General features: G+C 61.6%; 28 protein-coding genes and 1 pseudogene. 15 read left to right on the top strand and 14 right to left on the bottom strand.

Annotated features, from left to right (window positions below; translation table 11 throughout):
- The first annotated feature begins 101 nt into the window (after positions 1 to 101).
- Positions 102 to 539 (top strand): pyridoxamine 5'-phosphate oxidase family protein, encoded by a 438-nt coding sequence (locus EOB59_RS18535; protein WP_128288944.1) that lies wholly within the window; start codon positions 102 to 104, stop codon positions 537 to 539.
- Between the two features lie 131 nt (positions 540 to 670).
- Here EOB59_RS18535 and EOB59_RS18530 read toward each other — a convergent pair whose 3' ends face one another.
- The 3 genes from EOB59_RS18530 to EOB59_RS18520 are packed head-to-tail and all read right to left on the bottom strand — an operon-like array spanning position 671 to position 1,554.
- On the bottom strand, positions 671 to 949 hold the full coding sequence (locus EOB59_RS18530) for a hypothetical protein (protein ID WP_127381231.1): 279 nt from the start codon (positions 947 to 949) through the stop codon (positions 671 to 673).
- A 39-nt stretch (positions 950 to 988) separates the two neighbouring features.
- Positions 989 to 1,270 (bottom strand): helix-turn-helix transcriptional regulator, encoded by a 282-nt coding sequence (locus EOB59_RS18525; protein ID WP_127322157.1) that lies wholly within the window; start codon positions 1,268 to 1,270, stop codon positions 989 to 991.
- Positions 1,267 to 1,554, bottom strand: a complete 288-nt coding sequence (locus tag EOB59_RS18520; RefSeq protein WP_164895683.1) for a hypothetical protein — start codon at positions 1,552 to 1,554, stop codon at positions 1,267 to 1,269. Before EOB59_RS18520 ends, EOB59_RS18525 begins: the two co-directional genes overlap by 4 nt.
- Positions 1,555 to 1,861: 307 nt before the next feature.
- On the opposite strand from EOB59_RS18520, the gene EOB59_RS18515 reads away from it, so the two are divergent.
- Together EOB59_RS18515 and EOB59_RS18510 are read left to right on the top strand one after the other, a co-directional pair.
- A complete protein-coding gene (locus tag EOB59_RS18515; protein ID WP_127319259.1) occupies positions 1,862 to 2,083 on the top strand; it encodes a hypothetical protein in 222 nt (73 codons plus the stop codon).
- 255 nt (positions 2,084 to 2,338) lie between these two features.
- Positions 2,339 to 3,127 carry a GGDEF domain-containing protein gene (locus tag EOB59_RS18510; protein ID WP_128288943.1) on the top strand — a complete coding sequence of 263 codons (789 nt, stop codon included), beginning with the start codon at positions 2,339 to 2,341 and terminating at the stop codon, positions 3,125 to 3,127.
- Positions 3,128 to 3,172: 45 nt separating this feature from the next.
- Here the strand turns inward: EOB59_RS18510 and EOB59_RS18505 are convergent, their stop codons facing one another.
- Positions 3,173 to 3,931: a glycosyltransferase family 25 protein gene (locus EOB59_RS18505; RefSeq protein ID WP_127270453.1), complete on the bottom strand. Its 759-nt coding sequence runs from the start codon at positions 3,929 to 3,931 to the stop codon at positions 3,173 to 3,175.
- 374 nt (positions 3,932 to 4,305) lie between these two features.
- On the opposite strand from EOB59_RS18505, the gene EOB59_RS18500 reads away from it, so the two are divergent.
- On the top strand, positions 4,306 to 5,268 hold the full coding sequence (locus tag EOB59_RS18500) for a glycosyltransferase (RefSeq protein WP_127810821.1): 963 nt from the start codon (positions 4,306 to 4,308) through the stop codon (positions 5,266 to 5,268).
- A 133-nt stretch (positions 5,269 to 5,401) separates the two neighbouring features.
- The gene (locus tag EOB59_RS18495) at positions 5,402 to 6,628 is read left to right on the top strand and encodes an anion transporter (RefSeq protein ID WP_128288942.1); all 1,227 of its coding nucleotides are present in this window, start codon (positions 5,402 to 5,404) and stop codon (positions 6,626 to 6,628) included.
- Between the two features lie 76 nt (positions 6,629 to 6,704).
- Here EOB59_RS18495 and EOB59_RS18485 read toward each other — a convergent pair whose 3' ends face one another.
- Positions 6,705 to 7,292 (bottom strand): TetR/AcrR family transcriptional regulator, encoded by a 588-nt coding sequence (locus EOB59_RS18485; RefSeq protein ID WP_164748925.1) that lies wholly within the window; start codon positions 7,290 to 7,292, stop codon positions 6,705 to 6,707.
- An 87-nt stretch (positions 7,293 to 7,379) separates the two neighbouring features.
- Between EOB59_RS18485 and EOB59_RS18480 the strand changes: the two genes are divergently transcribed.
- Entirely contained in the window at positions 7,380 to 8,261 is an 882-nt protein-coding gene (locus EOB59_RS18480) for a crotonase/enoyl-CoA hydratase family protein (protein ID WP_127810819.1), read from the top strand.
- Here the strand turns inward: EOB59_RS18480 and EOB59_RS18475 are convergent.
- The 5 genes from EOB59_RS18475 to EOB59_RS18455 all read right to left on the bottom strand — a co-directional run bounded on the left by EOB59_RS18475 (position 8,222) and on the right by EOB59_RS18455 (position 12,361).
- A complete protein-coding gene (locus EOB59_RS18475) occupies positions 8,222 to 8,530 on the bottom strand; it encodes a cupredoxin family copper-binding protein (protein WP_127810818.1) in 309 nt (102 codons plus the stop codon). The two genes, EOB59_RS18480 and EOB59_RS18475, sit on opposite strands and share 40 nt — an antisense overlap.
- 11 nt (positions 8,531 to 8,541) lie before the next feature.
- Positions 8,542 to 9,066, bottom strand: coding sequence for a DUF4142 domain-containing protein (locus EOB59_RS18470; RefSeq protein WP_128288941.1), 525 nt, complete (start codon positions 9,064 to 9,066; stop codon positions 8,542 to 8,544).
- Positions 9,067 to 9,181: 115 nt separating this feature from the next.
- On the bottom strand, positions 9,182 to 9,856 hold the full coding sequence (locus EOB59_RS18465; RefSeq protein ID WP_128288940.1) for an RNA polymerase sigma factor: 675 nt from the start codon (positions 9,854 to 9,856) through the stop codon (positions 9,182 to 9,184).
- A 132-nt stretch (positions 9,857 to 9,988) separates the two neighbouring features.
- A complete protein-coding gene (locus tag EOB59_RS18460; RefSeq protein WP_127269119.1) occupies positions 9,989 to 11,050 on the bottom strand; it encodes an HPP family protein in 1,062 nt (353 codons plus the stop codon).
- Positions 11,051 to 11,179: 129 nt separating this feature from the next.
- Entirely contained in the window at positions 11,180 to 12,361 is a 1,182-nt protein-coding gene (locus EOB59_RS18455) for a cystathionine beta-lyase (RefSeq protein ID WP_128288939.1), read from the bottom strand.
- A 453-nt stretch (positions 12,362 to 12,814) separates the two neighbouring features.
- Between EOB59_RS18455 and EOB59_RS18450 the strand changes: the two genes are divergently transcribed.
- The 7 genes from EOB59_RS18450 (at position 12,815) to EOB59_RS18420 (ending at position 19,860) form a co-directional block, all read left to right on the top strand.
- On the top strand, positions 12,815 to 13,450 hold the full coding sequence (locus tag EOB59_RS18450; protein WP_127810813.1) for a DUF1326 domain-containing protein: 636 nt from the start codon (positions 12,815 to 12,817) through the stop codon (positions 13,448 to 13,450).
- 9 nt (positions 13,451 to 13,459) lie between these two features.
- Entirely contained in the window at positions 13,460 to 14,305 is an 846-nt protein-coding gene (locus tag EOB59_RS18445; protein ID WP_128288938.1) for a DUF2182 domain-containing protein, read from the top strand.
- Between the two features lie 441 nt (positions 14,306 to 14,746).
- The gene (locus EOB59_RS18440; protein ID WP_127268988.1) at positions 14,747 to 15,775 is read left to right on the top strand and encodes an amino acid ABC transporter substrate-binding protein; all 1,029 of its coding nucleotides are present in this window, start codon (positions 14,747 to 14,749) and stop codon (positions 15,773 to 15,775) included.
- Between the two features lie 63 nt (positions 15,776 to 15,838).
- On the top strand, positions 15,839 to 17,026 hold the full coding sequence (locus EOB59_RS18435; protein ID WP_127810810.1) for an amino acid ABC transporter permease: 1,188 nt from the start codon (positions 15,839 to 15,841) through the stop codon (positions 17,024 to 17,026).
- A gap of 9 nt (positions 17,027 to 17,035) precedes the next feature.
- Positions 17,036 to 18,193, top strand: a complete 1,158-nt coding sequence (locus EOB59_RS18430) for an amino acid ABC transporter permease (protein WP_127321837.1) — start codon at positions 17,036 to 17,038, stop codon at positions 18,191 to 18,193.
- An 85-nt stretch (positions 18,194 to 18,278) separates the two neighbouring features.
- Positions 18,279 to 19,082 (top strand): amino acid ABC transporter ATP-binding protein, encoded by an 804-nt coding sequence (locus EOB59_RS18425; RefSeq protein ID WP_023761950.1) that lies wholly within the window; start codon positions 18,279 to 18,281, stop codon positions 19,080 to 19,082.
- Positions 19,083 to 19,191: 109 nt separating this feature from the next.
- Positions 19,192 to 19,860: a TIGR02117 family protein gene (locus EOB59_RS18420; protein WP_127396949.1), complete on the top strand. Its 669-nt coding sequence runs from the start codon at positions 19,192 to 19,194 to the stop codon at positions 19,858 to 19,860.
- Positions 19,861 to 19,875: 15 nt separating this feature from the next.
- Here the strand turns inward: EOB59_RS18420 and EOB59_RS18415 are convergent, their stop codons facing one another.
- From EOB59_RS18415 to EOB59_RS18400, 4 genes are all read right to left on the bottom strand, one after another.
- Positions 19,876 to 20,199, bottom strand: a complete 324-nt coding sequence (locus EOB59_RS18415) for a BrnA antitoxin family protein (RefSeq protein WP_128288937.1) — start codon at positions 20,197 to 20,199, stop codon at positions 19,876 to 19,878.
- Positions 20,177 to 20,467, bottom strand: a complete 291-nt coding sequence (locus EOB59_RS18410) for a BrnT family toxin (protein WP_127810806.1) — start codon at positions 20,465 to 20,467, stop codon at positions 20,177 to 20,179. The genes EOB59_RS18415 and EOB59_RS18410 overlap by 23 nt, the downstream gene beginning before the upstream one ends.
- Positions 20,468 to 20,555: 88 nt before the next feature.
- Positions 20,556 to 21,782 carry an FAD-dependent monooxygenase gene (locus tag EOB59_RS18405; RefSeq protein WP_127810805.1) on the bottom strand — a complete coding sequence of 409 codons (1,227 nt, stop codon included), beginning with the start codon at positions 21,780 to 21,782 and terminating at the stop codon, positions 20,556 to 20,558.
- A gap of 19 nt (positions 21,783 to 21,801) precedes the next feature.
- Entirely contained in the window at positions 21,802 to 22,047 is a 246-nt protein-coding gene (locus tag EOB59_RS18400; protein WP_027037845.1) for a zinc-finger domain-containing protein, read from the bottom strand.
- 246 nt (positions 22,048 to 22,293) lie between these two features.
- Here EOB59_RS18400 and EOB59_RS18395 point away from each other — a divergent pair, with 246 nt between their 5' ends.
- Positions 22,294 to 24,495: an RNA degradosome polyphosphate kinase gene (locus tag EOB59_RS18395; protein WP_128288936.1), complete on the top strand. Its 2,202-nt coding sequence runs from the start codon at positions 22,294 to 22,296 to the stop codon at positions 24,493 to 24,495.
- A pseudogene (locus EOB59_RS18390) lies at positions 24,495 to 24,958 on the top strand (exopolyphosphatase); the annotation flags it as partial. The gene EOB59_RS18395 and the pseudogene EOB59_RS18390, both read left to right, overlap by 1 nt.

The raw sequence follows: 24,958 nt of genomic DNA, 5'->3' as shown, positions 1-24,958 counted from the left end.
AGCAGAAAATTTGAAACCCGCTGCCGAGAGGTAGCGGGCGTCCAGCTAGAACGGATTGGGTGCCAGTGGTAAAGTCGCGGCATCGTGGGGAGGACACGTCAATGCGCGGGGAGGAGCGACGGCAACTTGTTCGGGATTTTCTGGCTAGGCATAAGCTCGGGGCTATCAGCACCGTGCATCCGGACGGGTCTCCAGAGGCAGCCGTCATACAGGCGACGTTGGGCGACGACCTCAACATCGTGTTCGACAGCTTTCCCGGCAGTCGGAAGCTGGAAAATATTAAACGAGACAGTCGGATCGCCATGGTGATCGGCTGGGACGAAAACGTGACGGTTCAAATTGAAGGCCTGGCCCGACCTGCCAAGGCTAACGAATTGCAGCGATTGAGAGATGCTCACGTTGCCAACTGTCCGCTTGAAGCGGAGTTTCTAAAGCAAGGGGCACAACTCTTTACGATTTCGCCCCAATGGATTCGCTATTCCGATTTCAGAGGCGAGCCGATAGTTTTTGAGCTGTCCGGCGACTCGCTTGCGAAATAGGAGGGAGCCCGCCACCTCTCGGCAGCGGGCCGTCGGGATCGCCAAAGCCTTTCGGGTCCGTTCCGGACACATAGGTTACGGTTTATACCGGAGACATGGGCTTTCAGAGAGCCGGATCGGGCCTCGTGCGCTCAAACCGCCGCCGCCAGAAGCAGCGTTACCCCCAGGACCGTCGACGCATAGATCGTCGCTAGAAGCACGATGGGCCGAGGATACTCGGCGGGTGTCGCGAGGCCGGCAAAGTCGGGATTTCGGGTTTCGGTGCCGGGCCACGGGACGTCGTCGTCGTCGGCGGCGTTGTCATTGCAAGCGCGCACAGAAAAACGCCGGGCTATATCGGCGGCGATCAGAGGATCGTCCGCCACCAATTTCGACCAGTCCGAAACAATGCCGATTTCACGTTTGAACATCGCTCGCCTCCCGTTTGCGCTCTAACAGCGATATCTAAATTATGTTCCACCGATAGTTTGACGAGGCGGACCGCTCTTGGTCACTGCGGCCTTCTGATTGATGAAAACCACGCCCGCTGCCTCCAACCCTCGCCGGATGGCAGCCAGCTTGGCCGAACTCGGAATCCTTCGTCCGCTCTCGAAACTGCCAATCGTTCCTTCGCTGAGGCCGCACTTCGCGGCGAGTCGCACCTGCGACCATTTCAGCATCGCTCGTGCGGCTCTGCACTGCTGGGATGTAAGGGGCTGGATCCCTGAGACGGTGGAACTTCGCTTGTTCACATCCTCAGATCCCTTCGCTTCGGCGGGACGTGGCTTTGCACCAGGCGCACCTTGTCCATATCCACCGTGACCATTGTCCCGAGCGATACCGTGACCTTGTCGCCGTCGATCCGCGTAACGCCGCCGGATAATTCCATCTGCTGGCCCTTGGTCAGCCTGGTCGCCGGATCAATGACCGAATGCGGAAAATTGTAACCGGGGATCGACACGCTGACGCGGTCTTCCGTGACGCGCTTCAGCACCGTCGCCATGACCGCCACTTCGTCGCCGACCTTTATTGCCATGCCACTGATTCTGGGGCGTCATCTGCCGGCGTCAAGGATTAGCTAGGCCTGATATAGCAAAATCGCGGAATCAGCTTTCTCCATGCAGGGTCGCCCCCGACAGCGGCAAATACCGCAAGCCGTCCAACCCTGTTCGGTGATGAGGCGTTGGCGTGGCTCGGGCAGCCGCCCGGCGCCAGCGTATTATTTCGTGACTCCGCCTTTTCGGAACCTTCCTGCGCACGGCGCGTTCGGCCCGCTGTATTCGAGGACCCTCATATAAAAGTGGACAGGCGGGAGGCAAACAAGGGTGGGGAGGAGTGTTGCCATGTCGAAACGAGAAATAGGCATATCTTCGGCTCTGGATCGGCGTATCGCCGATCTCAAGGCCAAGATGCAGGACGCCCGGATCACGGAATACGAAATGAAAACCTTTCAAAAAGTGGCTTCAGCCATGGGAGGCGACGGAGGCTCCCTGCGCCTCGATGCCGACGACCTGATCGCGGCATCCTTTGTCGTCGATGCGCTGAGTGAGCCAACGCTCAACTGACGACGGGCGGCCTGGTTCGCGCGCCGTTTTGCCTTTGCCCGGCCGGCAATTGGCCCACGCCTTCAAGCTCCGAAACAGGATGGCTGCTTCCAGCGGCCGTCTTGTGGCACGTTTGCGCAAGCCTCTGTCGCAAGTCACCGACCGGGGCTGGCGGGTGGATTTGATTCCGCCGCCCGACAGAAATTGGAGGGAAAGTCTTATCAATTTGTTTGGGTTGGTGCGTCATAGTAGCGGCGGCTAACGGAGTTGAACGGGATGAAGCTCGATCTGTCGCCGACGAGCTGGGGCAGGGTGATCGCTGTCACGGTAGTCGGTACGGCATTCTTCATTGCCGTGGCGTTCTTCGTCGATTCCTTCAATTTCCCCTATCTTTCGCCCGAGGCCGTGTGGCGGGCGCAGATGACCGACTTGTTGCTGCCCCTGGTGCTGGGCGGCTCGTTTCTGTTTTTCCTGATGTGGAAGATTCGCCAGCTGGCCATCGCGCAGCGCGATCTCAGCGTCATCGCCGCGACAGACAGCCTGACGGCGGTGCTGAACCGTGGCGCCTTCTCTATGCTGGTCGAAGCCTATCTCGAGCAGACCCGAAAGCAGGAGCAGACCCGTTCGGGGGCGCTGCTGATCATCGACGCCGACCACTTCAAGTCGATCAATGACCGCCTGGGTCACGATTGCGGCGACCAGGCGCTCAAACTGATAGCGCAGGCGATCAAAGGGCAACTGCGTGGCGGCGATATCGTCGGCCGCATCGGAGGCGAAGAATTCGGCGTGTTTCTGCCCGGCGTGGACCCCTCGCAATCCTGGGTGGTCGCCGAAAGCATCCGCCGGCGTATCAGGGAGATGGAATTCTCACCCGGCGGCAGGCCTTGTCCGCTTTCCGTCAGCATCGGCGGCACAAGCTTTACCGGCCCGATCACCTATGAGGAAATCTTCTCCGCTGCCGACAAAAGGCTTTACACGGCCAAGTCGAACGGACGCGATCAAGTCAGCTTCGATCCGGCCGGAACGTCTCCGGCGCCTCCGCCCGGGGTTGCCACCGTGCATTGATGGGTGACTCGGGACCGTCGCGCAGCAGTGCTTTGGCTGCCGACATCAAGCTAAAGAGATAGTTTTCTCACGCCTGAAGCGCCAGATATCGAAAATCTGTCGACTTATACGCCTTGCTTCGACCAGGAGCTTTTCCGCGGGACTCCGCTTTGGAGCGGAATTTGCGCTGGCTCTCACGAGCCGCTCCTCACTAAGAAGGCTGGTCAACCCGAAGGCCTTCTCACGAATAAGGTCATTTTGCACACACAGTGCGGGCAACAGTTGGTAGATCGCTTTGCTTGACGATGTCGGAAGCGACGGATCGAAGATAACGTGATCGGCGGGCGCATCGAGACTTCGGGCGATCAGATCGCGCGCTGCTTGCTTCGAAATGATGTACCCGGCCGCTCCGATGTGGAACCCATATAGCCTAACAACCGAAAACACCCGACTGACGCAGGTGCGCTTCATCGCGATAACGGTTTTCTTTAGGTAGGTTTCCAGCTTGACGATATCGGCGTTGGCCGGAATCCATCCATCATCGGAAAGCATTGGGCCAGCTGCTTCGGACAACAGGACATCATCCTCGAAGATCGCACCAAAGGCATCCTCACCATCTGCGATGATGGTCCAGCAAACCTTGTGGCTCATAAGGCAAGCCGCTTCCGTGGGAGTTAAACTTGGTGAAGTCGCAGCAAATTCCGGTCGATGCAACGCGTCTACGGCAGGAACCCGGTCGAACGAAACACCAACCTTCGCGAATTCAGCCGTGACATGGGCAAGTCGATCGGGAGACCGATCGAGGTTAATAACCATACATTTCATTGATGCCCCCCACAGGCTATCGGTCGATAATTACTGCCTTGACCTTGAAATAACTTGCTTAACTAAATAGCGAGACTCTGCAAGGGGTAGGCGACGCAGCTTAGGCTGCCAGTGATGTTTTTGAGCAATAGATGGACGACTTAGCACTCACCGAATGCCCCCGTATTGACGCAACCTGCGTAATGGGCGACCGATATCTCGGGCAGCTAAATACCAGCTGAAGGTAGATATCTCTGTTCACAGCGATTTTTCAGCAGCTGCGTTAGCTCTGCTCGGCCACAAGTAAGGCCACCGATCGCCATGTGGGCAGCACGGCAACGGCCAGATTTTCACTATCGGCAAACAGCCGGCCAAGCTAACAAAGCGCAGCGACCATGATCCATTTGTTCAACGGCTTTCAGGACCCCTTCGGCGGCAGTGACCTTGAAGCTCTGGAACTGTACCGGCTGTTGAGTGCCGATTCCGAGGTGCATCTGTGGGCAACCTCCTCCAGCGTGTCCGGCGAGTTGATGCGGAATTTCCCGATTCGCCGCGTCTCGCTGTCGAAGTGGGATGTACCGAATGGCGGCACCTACGTCTTTCTCGGCTCGCATTGGCGCAACAAGATGTGGCCTTACCTGATCCCGCGGCCGCGCCGGCTGATCTATGTCTTCAATACCTTTCACCCGAAAATCATCGCGCTGACCACTCGCATGCCCCGCATGCTGAACTGGCCAGACGCCGAACTGGTGCTGATTTCCGATTTTCAGAGACGGATGCTGCGGGTCGATGGCGTCGTGCATCCATCGCTGATCGATGTCGAACGTTTTTCACCCCGGCGTCTGGCTTCGGATCGTCCGTTCACCGTCGGACGCTTGAGTCGCGACGGGCCGGGCAAACATCATGCCGATGACATACCCCTCTACGAGACATTGCTGGCCGAAGGCACAGCCTTGCGGATTCAGGGCGGGGCAGGGCTCAAGGACAGCCTCATGCCGCATCCGCAACTCGAACTGTTCCCACCCGGCCAATTTTCCGCCGAAGAGTTTCTGCAGACGCTCGACGTGTTTTATTATCGCACCGGTTGGCACGTGGAAACCTTCGGTCGCGTCGTGTTGGAGGCGATGGCCTGCGGTCTGCCTGTGGTCTGCCATTCCCATGGCGGCTACGTCGACCACATAAGGCATGGCGAAAACGGTTTCTTGTTCGAGACGACTGAACAGGCGTTGCGCATCCTTGCCGATCTCAAAGCCGATCCGACATTGCGGGCGACAGTGGGAAAAAGGGCGAGGGAGTCCTTCGAGCAGATCTATTCTTCCCAAGCTGTGCGACAGAGGCTGGACTTCTATTTGCGTTAGCCCGGCGTCTGAAACCGTCTACCCGGCCGGTTTGGCATCCAGCTCGACATCGCGTTAAAGGGTGAGCACCCGAATGGCCTCCGGATGGGTGGCAGGCTTCGGCGCGGAAACAGACTGGGCAGGACTTCTATCGATGACATTGATGGGCGCGGCGGCACTGCTGATCCTGATCCTGACTTACGCCGGTGTCGCCATTGGCCGCATCCCCGGTCTGCGCCTCGACCGGGCAGGGATCGCGCTGCTCGGCGGGGCCGCGATGATCGCCATCGGCGCGCTCAGCATGGAGGATGCCTACCGGGCGATCAATTTCGACACCATCACGCTTCTGCTCGGCATGATGATCGTGGTGGCGCATCTGAAAGTGTCAGGCGCCTTTCGCGGCCTTGGTGCCATCGCCATCGAACACGCGCACGCGCCCTTCATGCTTTTGGTGATGGTGACGCTGCTGACCGGCGTACTGTCCGCCTTCCTGGTCAACGACGCCATCTGCCTCGTCATGGCGCCGATCGTCGTCCATGTCACCCGTGTGATCAAGCGCAACCCGATCCCCTATCTGATCGCCACCGCCACCGCGTCGAATTGCGGCAGCGTCGCTACCATCACGGGCAATCCGCAAAACATGGTCATCGGCGCGCTGTCGGGCATTTCCTATCCGGCCTTTTCGGCAGCGCTGGCTCCGGTCGCCCTTTTCGGCCTCGTCGCGGTCGTTGTCATCATTCGTATCGTCTACCGGGCCGAATTCGCCCGAACGGTCCAACTGACGCCCGAGGTCTCGCGTGGCCGCATGCACAAGGGGCAGGTGCTGAAGGCGGTGGTAGTTTGCATCGGACTGGCAATCGCCTTCTTCGCCGGTGTGCCTGTCGCCAAGGCCGCGCTCATCGGCGGCGCCATCCTCTTGCTTACCCGGGCGATCAAGCCGGAACGCATCTACCGCGAGATCGACGGTCCGCTGCTGTTCATGTTCGCCGGTCTGTTCGTGGTCGTCGCCGGCGCCGAAAAGACGCTTCTTTCGCCAGACATGATCGCCTCGGCAAAGAACCTCGGGCTGGACGATGTCTGGCGTCTGTCCGGATTCACCGCGGTGCTTTCCAACATCATGAGCAATGTCCCGGCCGTGCTGGCGCTGCGGCCTTTCATACCCGGCCTGGAAAACCCCGAGCGCGCCTGGCTGGTCGTCGCCATGAGCTCGACACTGGCCGGCAATTTCACGCTGCTGGGTTCGGTCGCCAACCTGATCGTCGCCGAACAGGGCCGAGCCGCCGGCACGACGCTGTCGTTCGGCGCTTTTTTCAAGGTCGGCTTGCCGCTGACGCTGATAACGCTGGCCGCCGGCACCGCATGGCTGGCGTTTGGTTTCTAATGCATGTCGCCCAAAAGTGGCCCCGGTTTTGGCGCAACGACATGCATAAAACCAAAGGCTTAAAGCGCGTCGCGCTTTAGACCTGGCTGCCTGAAATCCGCGCCCGCACCAGCGTCGCCGCGGCGCGGCCGGCGGCCTCGATGTAATCGGGGTTGCGGTGGATCAGCATGATCGAAAAGCAGCCGTCGATCAAAAGCACGATCTCGCGTGCCAAGGCAGGCGGCTCGCCGACGCCATGGTCCGACAAGGCGCCGGCCAGCCATGTTTCGAAATTCAGCTTGTGCCGCGCGCCGACCTTGACCGCCGGATGTCCGGGCATCGAGGCGAGTTCGGCGGCCGTGCGCAGGAAGCCGCATCCTTTCCATTTCGGGTGACGAGCGGACCTCGCCAGATTGGTGAAGATCGCCTCGACCTTGCGATCCGCGCCGCCTTCGGCGGCATCGAACCAGCCGGCCATCCGCTTCAGATTGGGTTGGTCGCGGCCATCGAGATAGGCGGCGATGAGGTCGTCCTTGCTCTTGAAATGGTAGTAGAGCGTGCGTTTGGTGAGACCCGCTTCCTCGGCGACGGCATCGACGCTGACGCGACCGATTCCTTCGGCATAGAAGAGCCTGGTCGCGGCATCGACAATACGTTTGCGTGTAGGACTTTGCGTGTCAGGCATGAGCTTAGGTATACCGACTAGTGAATATACACAAGCGGAAAGGGGCATAGTCTTCCGGTCATCAGCATGATGAAGAAGGAAGAGCCAATGACCGATCTTGTCCTCAAGGAACCCCGGGATGGGATTGCCATCCTCACCCTCAATCGGCCGGAGAAGCTCAACGCCTTGAACTATGCCCTGATCGATCGCCTGCTTGCGATCCTTGACGACATTGAAGTCGATGACAGCGTTCGTGCGGTCATTCTGACCGGTGCAGGGGAGCGGGCGTTTTCGGCCGGCGGCGACATTCATGAGTTCTCGGCCAGCGTGGCGCTCGGCGTGGATGTCGCGATGCGTGATTTCGTCATGCGCGGGCAACGGCTGACGGCGAGGCTGGAAGCGTTTCGCAAACCCGTCATCGCTGCCGTCAACGGCATTGCCTTTGGTGGCGGTTGCGAAATCACCGAGGCGGTGCCGCTCGCCATCGCCAGTGACCGCGCTTTGTTCGCCAAGCCGGAAATCAACCTCGCAATGCCGCCGACCTTCGGTGGAACCCAACGCCTGCCAAGGATCGCCGGGCGCAAGCGGGCGCTGGAGTTGCTGTTGACCGGTGACTGGTTTGCGCCGCCGCGGGCGCTTGAGTTGGGTCTCGTCAACGAGGTTGTGCCGCATGCCGAATTGATGCCGGCCGCGATCGGCCTGGCCAGGCGTATCCTGCGACACTCCGATCTGGCGATTGCCGGCATCCTCACGGCAGTGGCCCGCGGCCTCAACCAGAGCATCGCCGAAGGTTTGCTGGTCGAGGCCGAGCAGTTCGCCCGCATGGCCCCGACCGCTGATCTGCGCGAAGGGCTGAATGCCTGGATGGCACGCCGCGAGCCGGGCTATGACGGCTCGTGGACGCATATCGCGCGTCCCGACGAGGCCAGGCGAGCCTCGTTGGCGTTGGATCAGGGCGCCACCACCAAACGGCCTTTCATGTTGGGGTGAAAGCGGCAGAAATAGTCGACCGGTCCCGCGGCCTTCAATGTCAGGCTTGCGGATTTCTTCGGCGGGATCATCACTTCCCAGCCGCCTTTCACGGTGGCCGTGTGGGCGAACACATCCTTGTTCACCCACTCGATCGTGTCGCCGACCTTGGCCTCGACGCTGGCTGGCGAGAACACCAGCCTGTCGATGATGACCTGGATGGTTTCTGCTCGCGCCGGAACGGTACCGACGGCCAGCGTCAACGCAATCCACAGATGGCGTTTCGGCATGCTCCCGGTCCTTACTTGAGCATGCCGGCGACGTGCTCGGCGTGCTGCTCATGGCCCTGGAAAATCTTCAGGCCGGTTTCCAGCAGGCTCTTCAGGTCGGCATTCTGCGCCGACGGGATCAAAAGGGTTTCGAGCGCGCCGTTGACCTGCTTGTGGTAGGCGACCTCGTTATCGACATAGGCCTTGTCGAAGGCAGCGCCGTCGAGTTTGGCGAGCTTGGCCCGCTCCTCCCCCGCAGCTTTGGTCAGCGCCTGGCTGGTGGCGTTGTCTTCCGGCGTGACCTTGAGCTTCTTCACCAGATCGAGCGCCTGCACGTTCACGGCTTCGTGGTCGCGCACCATGTCGTTGGCGAAATCCACGACCTCCTTGGTCTTCGATTTTTCGATGGCCAGCTTGGCCGCTTCAACGTCGATGACCCCGGCCGTATAGGCGATGTGGGCGATCTGCGGATCGGTTGGCTTGTCGGCGGCTTGTGCGAACGGGGCGGTGCCGAGCAGCAGCAGGGCGGCGAGCGCGGCAGTGTGTCGGATGGACATGGCATCTCCTTCGCCGGACGCTGAAAATCTCGCCGGACTGTGTTTTCGGTTGACGGTCATTGGATGCTGGCCAGCGGCAAACGTTCCCGCCAAAATCAATTGAATCCGGTGAGGCTCAGCTTTCCAGCCCGAGCCGCCGCATGACCGCGCTGGTCAGTCGTTCGCAAGGCCGGCCGGCGAAGGGGAAGGCATCGAGCAGCACCGGCCCGATCTGATCGTCCAGCGCCTTGCGCACGAGGGCGCGGGCGCGGTGCAGCCTTGTCTTGACGGTTTGCGGCCGCACGCCGAGGAGATCGGCGGTCTCCTCGATGCTCAGCCCCTCGATCACCCGCGCCACGAACACCGTCCGGTAGACGTCGGGAAGGCTGTCTGTGGCCTGTTCGACCAGTTGGAGGATCTGCCTTTGCGCCATCGTCCGTTCCGGATCGTCGCTGGGGTGGAGGGGGAACCGGATGATCTCGGCTTGCGGATTTTCCGGCATTGCCACCGTTCTGCGCCTTTTGCGCAGGCGGCCGAGCGCCTCGTTGATGACGATGCGCGACAGCCATGTGGCGAGCGAGGAGTCGCCGCGAAACGCATCGAGATGGGCGAAAGCCTTGAGGTAGGCCTCCTGGACGATGTCCTCGGCCTCGCTGTCATTGCGCACGACGCCGCGCGCGATCCGGTAGAGCCGCTGATTGTGTGTCTTGATGATGGTGCGGAAGGCATCGCCGTCGCGCGCCAGCGCGCGGTGCACAAGCTGCATCTCGCCTGGCGCAGCGGAAAGCACGGCCGTCAACACAGCAGGCATGGCCAGTTTCCTCAACCCAATCTCCGAACCAAGATCTCGATCGGGAGATTGGACGCTGTCGCCGGCAAAAGGTTCCCGAAGATTTTCTGCCGGGCCCGGCGGCCGCTACCCTACAGTGCGAGTGAAGGCTTGTCAGGCAGCCTGCAGGCGCGCTGTGGCCGCCAACAGATCGGTCTGGGTGATCAGCCCGAGAATCCGCTTGTCGTCGTCGACGATGATGACCGCGTGGCTGCGGCCGTCGGTGAGCACGGGCAGCAGACCCATGGCGGCGAAGCCGGCGGCGGCTGTTGCCGCGGGCGATATAACGGATCCGACCGTCCCGGAGGCCTGGGTGAGTTCGCGCAACCCCACGGTGCCTGCCAACCTGGCCTCCGCATTGACGACCGGCAAGGTACGGATGTTGTGGTCAAGCAGCAATTGGCGCGCCGCCTCGGTCGAGGTGTGAGCATCGACCGATATGACATCGCGCGACATGATGTCCTCGCACAGAAGGGTCTTGTGCGCGCGCACCATCGCCTGCAATTCGACCTGCCGCAGCAGCCGGTCGAGATCGTTGCGATCGATATCGAACGTCTCGTCGAGTGCGCCAAGCGCGGCATCGATGTCTTCGGAGCGGAAGCCGACGCGCAGTTGCGCCGGCGGATCGCCGGTGCCGTGGCTGTTCGCCGGCACTGCAACCGGCACATGCGGATAATTGCGCCGGGCCAGCCTGTGGAAGCCGTAGCCGAGCGCCACCAGCAGGATCGAGTTCAGCGCCACCGGCACGAATGGAAACAGGAACCCGGCGCTGATGACGGCAGGCCCTCCCAGCACCGCGGTCAGCGCGGCCGCTCCTCCCGGCGGATGCAGGCAGCGCGTGAACGACATGGCGGCGATGGCCAGTGCTACCGCGATGCCGCTGGCAAGGGCGGTTTCGTGGATGAAATGCGCCACGATCACGCCGACCAGCGCCGATATCGTGTTGCCGCCGATGATCGACCATGGCTGTGCCAGCGGACTGGCGGGCACGGCGAACAGCAGCACCGCCGACGCCCCCATCGGCGCCACCAGCAGCGGCACATGCGGGCCGTTGCCGAGTACAAGGCTGGCGATCACACCAGTGAGCGCAATGCCGATCGTCGCGCCGATACAGGCGACGAGACGCTCGCGCAGCGTCGCGCCGGCAAGAATGGGAACAAAAAGGCGGAAAGCCATGGGTCGAAAACTCTGCCGGTATTCCAGGGGAAGTCGAAAATGTGCTGATCGCACCGCAATGACGCGGCATCGTTGAATTTGAAAGCCAAACTGATCCGGCAAACCGCAATTTTAGGGAATAGAATTCCGCTACGCAGCCGCCGCGGCGGTCAGGCCGCGCGAGATGTCGGCCTTCAGGTCTTCGACGTCCTCGAGGCCGATCTGCAGGCGGATCAACGGACCCTCATAGGGCGCTTTTGCAACGACGCGGTCGCCGAGCCAGACCGGTACGGCAAGGCTCTCATAGCCGCCCCAGGAATAGCCGAGGCCGAAGATCCGCAGCGCGTCGAGAAAGGCGTGCTGCTGCTTCTGGCCGCCACCGGCAAGAACGATGGAAAAGATGCCGCTGGAGCCGGAGAAATCCCGCTTCCACAGAGCGTGGTCCGGATGGCTGGGCAGGGCCGGGTGGAGCACGCGCGCCACGCCCTTCTGGCCCTCGAGCCAGGAGGCGATGGCAAGCGTACTGCGCTGATGGTGTTCGAGGCGCACGCCCATGCTGCGCAGGCCACGCAGCACCTGGTAGACGTCGTCGGGCCCGGCGCAACAGCCAAGCGTGCAGAAGCTCTCGTAAAGATGCGTCCAGCAGCTCTCATTGGCCGACACCGTGCCGAGCAGCACGTCGGAATGGCCGGCCGGGTATTTGGTCGCCGCATGGATCGAGATGTCGACACCGTGGTCGAGCGGACGGAAATAGAGTGGCGTCGCCCACGTATTGTCCATCATGACGATGGCGCCCGCGGCGTGCGCCGCCTTGGCGATAGCCGGGATGTCCTGCACCTCGAACGTGTTGGAGGCCGGCGATTCCGTGAACACCACCTTGGTGTTGGGCTTGATCAACGCCGCGATGCCGGCGCCGACATCGGGGGCGTAATACTCGACCTCGACGCCCAGCCGCTTCAGCATCGTGTCGGCGAAATTGCGGGTCGGATGATAGACGGTATCGACGATCAGCAGATGGTCGCCGGCCGAGACGAAGGCGAGCAGCGGTACCGTCACCGCCGCAAGGCCCGACGGCACTACGATCGTGCCTGTCGAGCCTTCCAGCGCGTCTATGGCATGGGCAAGCGCATCGGTCGTCGGTGTGCCGCGCGTGCCGTAAGTGTATTTCTGGGTGCGTGCCGCCATCGAAGCCGCGTCGCGAAACAGCACGGTCGAAGCATGCACCACCGGCGGATTGACGAAGCCGAAATAGTCGTGCGGATTGTTGCCCGAATGGGCAAGCCGCGTGTTGACGCCCATCCCGCCGCTAAAGTGCTCGCCGTCTTTCGCCATTCTGCGTCGCCTCGTTTGACAAGCCGCTAGCCATAGTGCGGCGCTATGGACCGTGCAACAGCCACCGCCCGCCAGGAGGCGGACTTCGATATGCCAGTTCGTCGCGGCAAAAACAGCGATGCTGGGGCAGGGTATTAAACGAAAAACCCGCCTGTGCGGCGGGTTATCGGCGCAAATCAGCACCATGGACGAATATGTACCATAGCTGAGGGCAGGGTGTCAAGAAAAAATTCCTATCGCGAAAGGCGGCCTTTTATTGACCTGCGTTCGGAGCCCTAATCTCAGCCGATCGGCCTATTGTGGGCGGCTGCGGAAGGTATATGATTTCCTGCTAATATTAATCGCCGGATTGCTTCGATCAGATGCTGCCGGATGGTTGCTGCCGGTTGACTTCTGGTCCTCCACGATCCGGATCGCGCTCATGAAGCGTGAGTGCGGCAAGGGAGGAATGACATGCCGGACGTCAAATGGGCCATGAAGGCGAGCGAATTCATCAACTGCAACTGCGCCTATGGCTGCCCGTGCCAGTTCAACGCCATGCCGACATACGGATTCTGCCAGGCGGTCGCCGGCATGGAAATCGAGAGCGGCCATCACGGCGACACCAAGCTCGACGGGTTGCGGTTCGTCGGGATTTTCAGATGGCCCGGCGCCATACACCAGGGCGGGGGTGAAGCCGCGGTGGTCATCGACGAGAGGGCGACGGAAGCCCAACGTGGCGCGCTGCTTCGCATATTGGGCGGTCTGGACACCGAGCCAGGTGCAACGATATTTCAGGTCTTTTCGACCACGCTGGAGAAATTCCACGATCCGATCTTCGCGCCGATCGAATTCAAGATCGACGTCGACGCGCGAACCAGTCAGCTGCATGTCGAGGGTATAACCGACGGTCGCGGCGAGCCGATCCGGAATCCGGTCACCGGCGCCGCGCACCAGGCGCGCATCGACTTGCCGCACGGCTTCGAATACGCGATCGCCGAGGTCGGGCGCGGCTGGACCAAGGCGACGGGCCCGATCAAGTTCGAACTGGCCGATACGCACAGCCATTTCGCCAATCTGCATCTTACGCAGAGCGGCATCGTGCATTGACCTGATCCAATGGGCGATACGGCCCTCGAGGCGGTGCTGAGGCGCGATCGCGCGGTCGTGATGGCCGCGCTCGTGGTGATTGCCGTGCTCGCCTGGGCCTATGTGCTGTGGCTCGCCGCCACCATGGTCATGCCCGGCTTCCCCTTGCCGGACGGCGGAGGCGGCGACATGGCCGGCATGGATATGGCCGGCATGGATATGGGCGCCGCCATGGCGCCCGGCTTCCGGCCCTGGGCATTGGGCGATTTCGCCTTCACCTTCACGATGTGGGCGGTGATGATGGTCGGCATGATGACGCCGTCGGTCGCGCCGATGTTGCTGCTCTATGCCGGTGTCGGCCGCAAGGCGCGGGCGGATGGCCGGCCCATCGCTTCGACGGGATGGTTTTTTGCCGGCTATCTCGCCGTCTGGGTCGTCTTCAGCCTCCTGGCGACCGGTGCGCAATGGCTTCTCGCCCGTCTTGCCTTGCTCGATCCCTCGATGGCAACCGGCAGCGCGATCCTCGGCGGCCTCGTTCTGATCGCCGCCGGTCTCTATCAATGGACGCCGATGAAGGGCGTCTGCCTGCGCGAATGTCAGGCGCCGATCGCGTTCCTGGCCGGCCGTGGCGGATTCCGCTCCGCTCCGCTCGGCGCGCTTCGGCTCGGCATCGATCACGGCGCTTATTGCCTGGGGTGCTGCTGGGCGCTGATGGCTCTGTTGTTCGTCGGTGGCGTCATGAACGTGCTGTGGATCGCCGGCATCGCCATCCTTGTTCTGCTGGAGAAGACGGTGCCGACCGGGCAGCTGATTCCGCGCGTTTCAGGCGCGTTGATGGCCGCCATCGGGATCTGGATCGTCTTTCAAGCCCTTTGAGAACAGTCTTCGTCGGCGGTCTGTATTGGTATGCAGCCGTCAGTAAATTGTCAGATGACAATCTTGGGACCTGGTAGTTCGTCGCACGCGGAGGTCAACAACGACGAGCTATTGCCCGGGATGGATTTCGCTGCCGCGGCCCGTATTGGCCCCGCGTTGGCGTTGCATGAGATTTGCCGCCTTTATTAGCCCTGCTGGCTAAATCGCGGGCGTGTTTGTCTGTAAATCGGGCATTTGCGGCAATCGGTTTTCAAACTCTTTGGGTTTCGGTCATTTCCCTTGACCTCACAGGAATTATCGCCTTCGATGACATTTGTGAATGGGAGGCGGCGCGTCGGTTACGATGCGGGGTTTCGGGAATGGGCCGGGATGAAGCCGCGTTCACACGGGAGAAAAAAATCAGGATTTACTCCTGAAAACAGAGAAAAGGGTCTGTGGGTCATGAAACACATTGCTATCGGCATTCTAGGCGCCGCCACGCTTGGATTGATGGCGTCCGCCGCGTCGGCGGCCACGCTCGACACCGTCAAGGCGAAGGGCTTCATCCAGTGCGGCGTCTCCACCGGCCTTGCCGGCTTTTCGGCGCCGGACGACAAGGGTGACTGGCAAGGCATCGATGCGGATTTCTGCCGCGCTGTCGCGGCCGCCGTCTTTGGTGACGGCTCCAAGGTCAAGTTCACGCCGCTCAGCGCCAAGGAGCGGTTCACCGCGCTGCAGTCGGGCGAGATCGACATCCTGTCGCGCAACACCACCTGGACCATCAACCGCGATACGGCGCTTGGCCTGAACTTCATCGGCGTCACCTACTATGACGGCCAGGGTTTCATGATCAACGCCAAGAAGCTGCCGGGCGTCAATTCGGCCCTGCAGCTTTCGGGCGCAGCCGTCTGCGTGCAGAGCGGCACCACCACCGAGCTGAACCTCGCCGACTACTTCAAGGCCAACAAGATGGAGTACAATCCCGTCGTCTTCGAGAAGCTGGAAGAGGTCAACGCCGCCTATGATGCCGGCCGCTGCGACGTCTACACCACCGATCAGTCGGGCCTCTACGGCATCCGCCTGACGCTGGGAGCGCCGGCCGACCACGTCGTGCTGCCCGAGATCATCTCCAAGGAGCCGCTCGGACCGGCCGTTCGCCAGGGCGACGACCAGTGGTATCACATCGTCAAGTGGACCTATTTCGCGCTGCTGCAGGCTGAAGAGCTCGGCATCACCAAGGCCAATGTCGAGGAGATGAAGAACTCGGCAAGCCCCGAGATCAAGCGCGTGCTCGGCCAGGAAGCCGATACCAAGATCGGCACCGATCTCGGCGTCTCCAATGACTGGGTGGTCAACATCGTCAAGGCCGTCGGCAATTATGGCGAAATGTTCGAGCGCAATGTCGGCTCGGGCAGCCCGCTGAAGATCGCGCGCGGCATCAACGCGCTGTGGACCAAGGGCGGCCTGCAATACGCGCCGCCGATCCGCTGATCGAAATGTGATCCGGGAGGCAGATCATCTGCCTCCCGGTTTCTCTTTCCAGGGGACGGTCGAATGGCATCGCAGGACGTACTTCGCGAGGAGCCCAGCCGCGGCTCCTTCATCAACGATCCGAAAATCCGGGGCATATTCTTCCAGGTGCTGGTCGTCGTGCTGCTGGTGGCGGGCGTCTGGTGGATTGCCCACAACGTCATCGACAACCTGACGCGGCTGCGCATCGCTTCAGGCTTCGGCTTCCTCAAGGGCCGCGCCGGCTTCGACATCAGCGAGAGCGCGATCGCCTATTCGTCGGATTCGACCTATGGCCGCGCCATTCTGGTCGGCCTCCTCAACACGCTCATCGTCGCCATCGTCGGCATCATCACCGCGACAATCATCGGCTTCGTCATCGGCATCGGCCGGCTCTCGCAGAACTGGCTGATCCGGAAGATCTGCACCGTCTATGTCGAGGTCTTCCGCAACATCCCGCCGCTGCTGGTCATCTTCTTCTGGTATTCCGGCGTGCTGGCCGTGCTGCCGGCACCACGCGACAGCTACAACCTGCCGTTCGGCTCCTTCCTCAACCAGCGCGGTTTCTATTTTCCACGCGCCGTGTGGGGCGACGGCTCATGGCTGATCTTCGTCGCCCTGCTTGTCGGCATCGCCATGGCGTGGTTCGTCGCGCGCAAGGCGCGGCAACGGCAGATGGCGACCGGCCAGCAATTTCCAGTGTTTTGGACGTCCGCGGCGCTGATCGTCGGGCTGCCGCTGCTCGCCTATGCGCTGAGCGGCTTTCCCCTGAGCTTCGACTACCCGAAGCAGTCGACTTTCAACCTGACCGGCGGCTTCCAGGTCCGGCCGGAGTTCCTGTCGCTTTATCTGGCGCTGTCCTGCTATACCGCCGCCTTCATCGCCGAGATCGTGCGCGCCGGCATCAGGGGTGTCAGCGCGGGCCAGACGGAAGCTGCCGGTGCGTTGGGCTTGCGGTCCGGATCGATCCTGCGGCTGGTCGTCGTGCCGCAGGCCATGCGCATCGTCATTCCGCCGCTGACCAGCCAGTATCTCAACCTGACCAAGAACTCGTCGCTGGCCATCGCCATCGGCTATCCGGACCTGACGGCGACCGCCGGGACGGTGCTGAACCAGACCGGCCAGGCCGTCGAAGGCGTGGTGATCATGATGGTGATCTACCTCGCCATCAGCCTCCTGACCTCGCTTGTGATGAACTGGTTCAACGCCAAGATGGCGCTGGTGGAGAGGTGAGGTAAGGACATGCAAGAACATGATATGTCCTGGGTGCGCACCGAAATGGTGCTGGCGCAGCCGGCGCCCGCCAGCGTCACCGGCCTCGGCGCTTGGGTGCGCAAGAACCTGATCGCTTCTGCCGGCGACACCATCTTGACGATCGTCGGCATCGCCCTGGTGGCGATGATCCTGCCGCAAATCATCAATTGGGCGTTCATCAACGCCGTGTGGACGGGACCGGACCGAACCGTATGCGCCACGGTGGCGCAAGGCGGCATCCAGCCGGATGGCTGGACCGGCGCCTGCTGGGCTTTCGTCAATGCCAAATTCGGCCAGTTCATGCTCGGGCGCTATCCCATCGAGGAGCGCTGGCGGCCGATCCTGGTCGCTATCCTGTTCGTGGCGCTGCTGGTGCCGATGCTGATCCCGAAGGTGCCGCGCAAAGGGCTGAATGCGGTTCTGCTGTTCTTCGTGCTGCCGATCGTCGCCTTCGTCCTGCTGGTCGGCGGCATGTTCGGCCTGCCGCATGTCGAGACCTCGCTTTGGGGTGGGCTCTTGGTGACGCTCAGCCTGTCTTTCGTCGGCATTGCCGTGTCGCTGCCGCTCGGCATCGTGCTGGCGCTCGGCCGCCGTTCCAAGATGCCGATCATCAAGACGCTGTGCGTTGTCTTCATCGAGACGGTGCGCGGCATCCCGCTGATCACCGTGCTGTTCTTCGCCAGCGTCATGCTGCCGCTGTTCCTGCCGGAGGGTGTGTCGTTCGACAAGTTCCTGCGCGCGCTGATCGGGGTGTCGCTGTTTGCCGCGGCCTATATGGCCGAAGTGGTGCGCGGCGGCCTGCAGGCGATCCCCAAGGGCCAGTATGAAGGTGCCGATTCGCTCGGTCTCGGCTATTGGCAGAAAATGTATTTCATCGTCATGCCGCAGGCGCTGAAACTGGTTATTCCAGGCATCGTCAACACCTTCATCGGCATGTTCAAGGACACCAGCCTGGTCATCATCATCTCGATGTTCGACCTGCTCGGCATCGTCAAACAGAATTTCTCCGATGCAAACTGGGCAACCGCGCAGACGGCGAGGTCAGGCCTGATCTTCGCGGCCTTCGTCTTCTGGCTGTTCTGCTTCGGCATGTCGCGCTATTCAATGTACACCGAACGCCGGCTCGACACCGGCCACAAACGCTGAATGCATGTCGCCCAAAAGTGTATAGCGGTTTTGGGATAACGACATGCATCACTACCAACGACAAAAGAACAAGGGGATCCCTGTCATGGCCACCGAAAATGCCGTCAGCGCCGAAGAGATCAAGGTCAACGCCGCCAAGATGCAGATTTCGACGACCGATGTCGCCATCGACATCATCGCCATGCACAAATGGTACGGCGAGTTCCATGTGCTGAAGGACATCAACCTGAAAGTGATGCGCGGCGAGCGTATCGTCATCTGCGGCCCCTCCGGCTCCGGCAAATCGACCATGATCCGCTGCATCAACCGTCTGGAGGAGCACCAGAAGGGCAAGATCATCGTCGATGGCAAGGAACTGACCAACGATCTCAAGAAGATCGACGAGGTGCGCCGCGAGGTCGGCATGGTGTTCCAGCACTTCAACCTGTTCCCGCATCTGACCATCCTGGAGAACTGCACGCTGGCGCCGATCTGGGTGCGCAAGACGCCGAAGAAACAGGCCGAGGAAATCGCCATGCATTTCCTCAAGCGCGTCAAGATTCCGGAACAGGCCCACAAATATCCCGGCCAATTGTCCGGCGGCCAGCAGCAGCGTGTGGCGATTGCCCGTTCGCTGTGCATGAACCCGCGCATCATGCTGTTCGACGAGCCGACCTCGGCGCTCGATCCGGAGATGATCAAGGAAGTGCTGGAGACCATGGTTGGCCTTGCCGAGGAAGGCATGACCATGCTGTGTGTCACCCACGAGATGGGCTTCGCCCGCAAGGTCGCCAACCGTGTAATCTTCATGGACCAGGGCCAGATCGTCGAGCAGAACACGCCGGCCGAGTTCTTCGACCACCCGCGCCACGAGCGCACGAAGCTGTTCCTGTCGCAGATCCTGCACTAGGCCTCGACGGCCACGAAGAGCCCGGCTGAAACACTGCCGGGCTCTTTTGCGTATGGATAACAGGCGGGCGTTCGTGTCGCGCCGGAGCGCGTTTGCAGGGCCGCCTTTCATGAAAAGACTGGGACGTTTTCTGGGTCTTCTGTTGGTTCTCGTCGCACTCGCCCTGACGACGGGCACCTTCGTGCCACGGCCGCTGTGGCCGGCCGCCGCCGCCGTGCCAGCCGCGACGCGTCACATCCTGGTGCTGAACAATCCGATCCACACCGATATCGCCATCCCGGTCGATGACGCCGTGCGCCGGCGTTTCCATTTCCTGGTCGACGCGGGCATACCGGCCGACAGGCCGGAGGTCCGCTACATCGTCTTCGGCTGGGGCGGCCGCGCCTTCTACCTGGAGACGCCGACATGGTCCGAGCTGAAGGCGGTGCCGGTGATGAAGGCACTGACACTCGACGCGTCGGTCATGCATGTCGATGTCGCCGGTGACATCCTCGAACCGCGCCCCGATATCGCGGGATTCGACATCACCGAGGATCGGTTCACGGCGTTGCTCGATTTCATCGATGCAAGTTTCCAGCGGGGACCGAAAGGCCCGACCCTCGTTCCGGACGCAGCCTATTCCAGGTTCGACGGCTTCTACGAAGCCAATGGCCATTTCAACGCACTGGTCGGCTGCAACACCTGGACGGCGGCGGCCTTGCGCATCGCCGGCCTGCGCACCGGCTGGTGGAACCCGCTGCCTGTATCGCTTGGCCTGTCGATGCGGCTGTATAATTGAAGGCCATTCCGGTGATCAGCCGGCCTTGCGATCCTGTTTGGACACATATTCTCGAAGCGCTCTGTTGATTGCACCCTGGTAGCCGCGACCATCCGGTGCGCGCCTTTTGAACCAGGCGACGAGGTCAGAATCGAGACGCAGGGTCAGTTGTTGCTTGACCGGCTTGAAATAAGGATTTCGGACGGCGTTCTGCCAGAATTCCTCGGTCAATTCGGGAATGTCGCTCGTGTCGACATCATCCTCTGGTCGCGCCTTCAAAGCCGCGATCTCCGCTTTCTGTGCTTCTGTCAGAGGAGGCGGATTGGCCGGGTCGAATTCATATCGAACGATTTTGCGCATAATGCCTTTTCTCTTTGGACGTAGCTCGCCGCGCTGAAATGATGCGGATCACCTCGATCCCGTCTTCCTCTCGATCTGCGTGTGCAACCAGCAATATCAATGCGGTGTCAACCAAGCCGGTTGTCTGCCAACGATATTCGCCCCCTTCAATTCGATCATGCTCCAATAGCGCGAAAGGATCGGCGAAAACACGAACGGCGGTGTCGAAGCTTACGCCATGCTTGCGGAAATTGGATTTCGCCTTTTCGGCGTCCCATTCAAATCGCAATTTGCGCCTCGTTGACTACAAAAATGTAACTACAAATTGCCATTACGTCAAGGTCGACCGATGTAAGCATTCTATCGATGTAAGCATTCTAATGAGCCCGCCAGCCGTAGAGCCAGTCCAGATCCGCCGCGAGTTTTTCCGACGAGCGCACCTTCAGGAACACATTGCGCGCAATCGCCACTGGACCCGAGGCATGCCAGGCCAGCCGGTTGACAGCGCCGCGTCGGGCGACCTGCGCGACACGCGGCCGCCGAGACTGCTCCCAGACGGCAAGTGCGGCCAGGGGGTCGGCAGGGAAGTCGGCGATGATGTCGGCAAGCGTCGCCGCATCCTCGATCGCCATCGCCGCACCTTGCGCAGCGAATGGGGTCATCGCATGCGCGGCGTCGCCGATCAGCGCAATGCCGTTCGGTGTTGTCCAGGGCTGTTGCGGGTCAACAGTGTGGATCGGCCATGCGGTCCACGGGCCGGCCTGCTCGACCAGACGGGCAAGTTCTGCCGCGGTGCCGCGCAGGGCTCGGGTCAGGATCCCGGCGTCGGCGTTGCCGGACCAGCCCTCGGCAATGCGGTCGCCCCTGGTGAAGGCCGCGAGATTGAAGGCCGCACCCTTGCTGACGGGATAGGCCACCATATGGAAGCCGGGATGCAGGAAGGTGGTGACGCAATTGGTTACACCGATCGCGGCAAAGGCTTGTCCGGCAGCGCTTTCGGCGGCAATGGTCGCGCGCCAGGCCAGCTCGCCGGAAAAATGGCTTGTCGGCAAGGCCGCCTTTTTGGCCGAATCGACAAGTGCGCGCACCGACGACCAGACACCATCGGCTCCGATCAGCAGGAAGCCCTCAGCCTTGATGGTTTTGCCGTCGATCTCGGCCGTCGCGGTGATGCCATGGGGGCCGGTGGCAGCGCTGCTGACGCGGGCGCCGGTGGTAAGATGGATATCCGGTATCTCGGAAACCCGTGCCATCAGCGCGCTCTGCAGATCAGCCCTGTGAGCGACGAGATAGGGCGCCTGCCAGCGCGTTTCGGCGGCTTGCCCCAACGGCACCCGCGCCAGTTCGCGCAACGTCGCGGCGTCCTTCAGGACCACCGCTTCCGGCCGCACCGTTGCCGGCAGCAGCTTGTCGAGCACACCAAGCTGGCGAAGGATGCGTGTCGCGTTGGGAGAAAGCTGGATGCCGGCGCCTGCCGCTTCCAGGCGCTGCACCTGTTCGAACACTTTCACAGGGTAGCCGCGTTCGGCGAAAGCCAGCGCTGCGGTTAGCCCGGCGACTCCCGCCCCGGCGATGACGACTTGCCGGGAGCGCGTGTCGTTCATCGGGCTGGCCGCGAAAGACTCAGGCGGCCTGTTCTATGTAGATGCAGCCGGCCGGCAGCGTTTCCGTTGCCTTCAGCTTCGGAGAATAGCGGTAGAGCGTCGAGCAATAGGGGCAGACTTTTTCGTTGTCGTCGCCCATGTCCAGAAACACATGCGGGTGGTCGAAAGGCGGATTGGCGCCCGTGCACATGAATTCCTTCACGCCGATGTCGATTGCCTGATAGCCCGCATCGTTCTGAAAATGGGGAATGGAACCGCCTGCCATCGTCGTCTCCTTAACGCAGTCTCGTCTGCATCTGGATCATATCAGGGCTCTTTGCAAGTTCGATGAAATGAAACTGTCGCAAAAGCCTGTCAGAGGATAAGTTAAGCCGGTTAACGCATGGCCCCGAAGACCGACACCGGTTTTCGGCAAGGACCATGCGTCGCCTTGGAGTGGCAGAGCGTCCTTTGCGCCTCCTGAATGACGTGCGGCGCTTTAGCTGGCTGACGGTGTGGAAGAGCGGGAATCATGAACGAACTGAAGCCGGTGCAGAACGAATTCGTGGATGTCGAGGTGGCTCGCCCGGAGGGCGGCAATCCGGACCGGTTTGTCAACCGCGAGTTTTCCTGGCTGCAGTTCAACCGGCGCGTCCTCGAGGAGTCGCTGAACCTCAATCATCCGCTGCTGGAGCGCGTCCGCTTCCTGTCGATCTCGGCCGCCAATCTCGACGAGTTCTTCATGGTCCGTGTTGCCGGTCTTGCCGGCCAGGTACGAGAAGGCATTACGCTGAAGAGCCCTGACGGCCGCACCCCCGAACAGCAGCTCGAACAGCTGCTGCGTGAGGTCGAGCGGCTGCAGGAAGACCAGCAGAAGAGCCTTTCGGCGCTTACCGTGCTGCTCAACAAGGAAGGCATCGAGAGCATCACCCGCGATGCGCTGACCAAGGACGAGAAAATCTGGCTGGAAGACCATTTCCAGGAACAGGTTTTCCCGGTGCTCACCCCGCTGTCGATCGATCCGGCGCACCCGTTCCCGTTCATTCCCAATCTCGGCTTCTCGATGGCGCTGCAATTGCGCCATCGCAAGAATGGTGAGGAGATGCGCGCGCTGCTGCGCCTGCCGGTGGCGCTGAAGCGCTTCATCCGCCTGCCGGACCGCAAGCATCATGTCCGCTTCATCCCGCTGGAAGAGGCGGTCGGCCTCTATATCGGCAAGCTCTTCCCCGGCTATGAGGTCAAGGGCTCCGGCACGTTTCGCATCATTCGCGACAGCGATATCGAGGTCGAGGAGGAGTCCGAGGACCTCGTGCGCCTGTTCGAAACGGCGCTGAAGCGGCGGCGGCGCGGTTCGGTGATCCGCATCGAATTCGACAGGCTGATGCCTGGCGAATTGCGCGACTTCGTGGCAGGCGAGCTTGGCGTGTCGTCGAGCCGCATCAGCGTGCTCACCGGGCCGCTGGCGCTCAGCCAGATTTCCGAGATCGTCGCCGTCCCTCGCGACGACCTGAAATTCATGCCCTACAATCCGCGTTTTCCCGAGCGTATCCGCGAGCATGGCGGCGAAACAATCGCCGCCATCCGCGAGAAGGACATCGTCGTCCATCACCCTTACGAATCGTTTGACGTCGTGGTGCAGTTCCTGCGCCAGGCGATGGCCGATCCGGAAGTGGTGGCGATCAAGCAGACGCTTTACCGCACCTCCAATGACAGCCCGATCGTGCGTGCGCTGGTCGACGCGGCCGAGGCCGGCAAGTCGGTCACCGCGCTGGTCGAGCTCAAGGCGCGTTTCGACGAAGAAGCCAACATTCGCTGGGCGCGCGATCTGGAGCGTGCCGGCGTGCAGGTCGTGTTCGGCTTTCTCGAGCTGAAAACCCATTCGAAAATGTCGCTGGTGGTTCGGCGCGAGGACGGCAAGCTGCGCAACTACGTGCACCTCGGCACCGGCAACTACCATCCGGTAACGGCGCGCATCTACACCGACCTGTCCTTCTTCACCACCGATCCGACGATTGCCCGCGATGTCGCCCAGCTCTTCAATTTCATTACCGGCTATGCCGAGCCGACGGACGAAATGCGGCTGGCGATCTCGCCGTTCACGCTGAGAAGCCGCATCCTCAAGCACATTGCCGACGAGATTGCCTACGCGGTGCAGGGGAAACCGGCGCGCATCTGGATGAAGATGAACGCACTCGTCGATCCGATCATCATCGACGCGCTCTACGATGCCAGCCGCGCCGGCGTCGAGATCGACCTTGTCGTGCGCGGCATCTGCTGCCTGCGGCCGCAGGTTCCCGGCCTGTCGGAAAACATCCGCGTAAAATCAATCGTCGGCCGTTTTCTCGAGCACAGCCGCATCTATTGTTTCGGCAACGGTCACGGCCTGCCGTCGGACGAAGCAATCGTCTACATCTCCTCGGCCGATCTGATGCCGCGCAATCTCGACCGCCGCGTCGAAACCATGGTGCCGATCACGAATCCAACTGTGCACGAACAGATCCTTGGCCAGATCATGCTGGGCAACATCATGGACAATCAGCAAAGTTTCGACGTATTGGCTGATGGAACCTCCCGGCGCGTCGTGCTGGAGGAGGGCGAGGAACCGTTCAACGCGCAGGAATATTTCATGACCAATCCGAGCCTGTCGGGACGGGGTGACGCGCTGAAGTCGCATGCGCCCAAGCGCATTGCGCAGTTCAAGCGCCGCAAGAAGAACGCCGCAGCGTCCGGCTGATGCTGTCTGATTCCCAAGGCCGGCTGCAGGACCGCCGACCGCTGTCCATCATCGACATCGGATCGAACTCGATCCGCCTCGTCGTCTATGAGGGGCTGGCGCGCTCGCCGACCATGCTGTTCAACGAAAAGATGCTGGCCGGTCTCGGCCGGGGCATCGTTTCGACCGGCAAGCTCGACCCCGAGGCGGTGACGCGCTCGATGGAAGAGTTCCGTCGCTTTCGCGCGCTTTCCGACCAGGCCGGCGCCGAGCAGATGTATGTGCTGGCCACCGCCGCGGCCCGCGAGGCGGTCAATGGCCCTGATTTCATTCACCGCGCCGAGGAGGTGCTGAAGACTGAGATCCGTGTCATCAGCGGCCGTCAGGAAGCGTATTATTCGGCGCTCGGCGTCATTTCCGGCTTCCATCCGGCCGATGGCATCGCCGGCGATCTGGGCGGCGGCAGTCTCGAACTGGTCGACGT

Source organism: Mesorhizobium sp. M7A.F.Ca.MR.176.00.0.0, from assembly GCF_004023165.1.
Lineage (GTDB): Bacteria > Pseudomonadota > Alphaproteobacteria > Rhizobiales > Rhizobiaceae > Mesorhizobium.
Note: the sequence above shows the minus strand (reverse complement) of the source record. Positions and strands in the feature narration are given on the sequence as shown.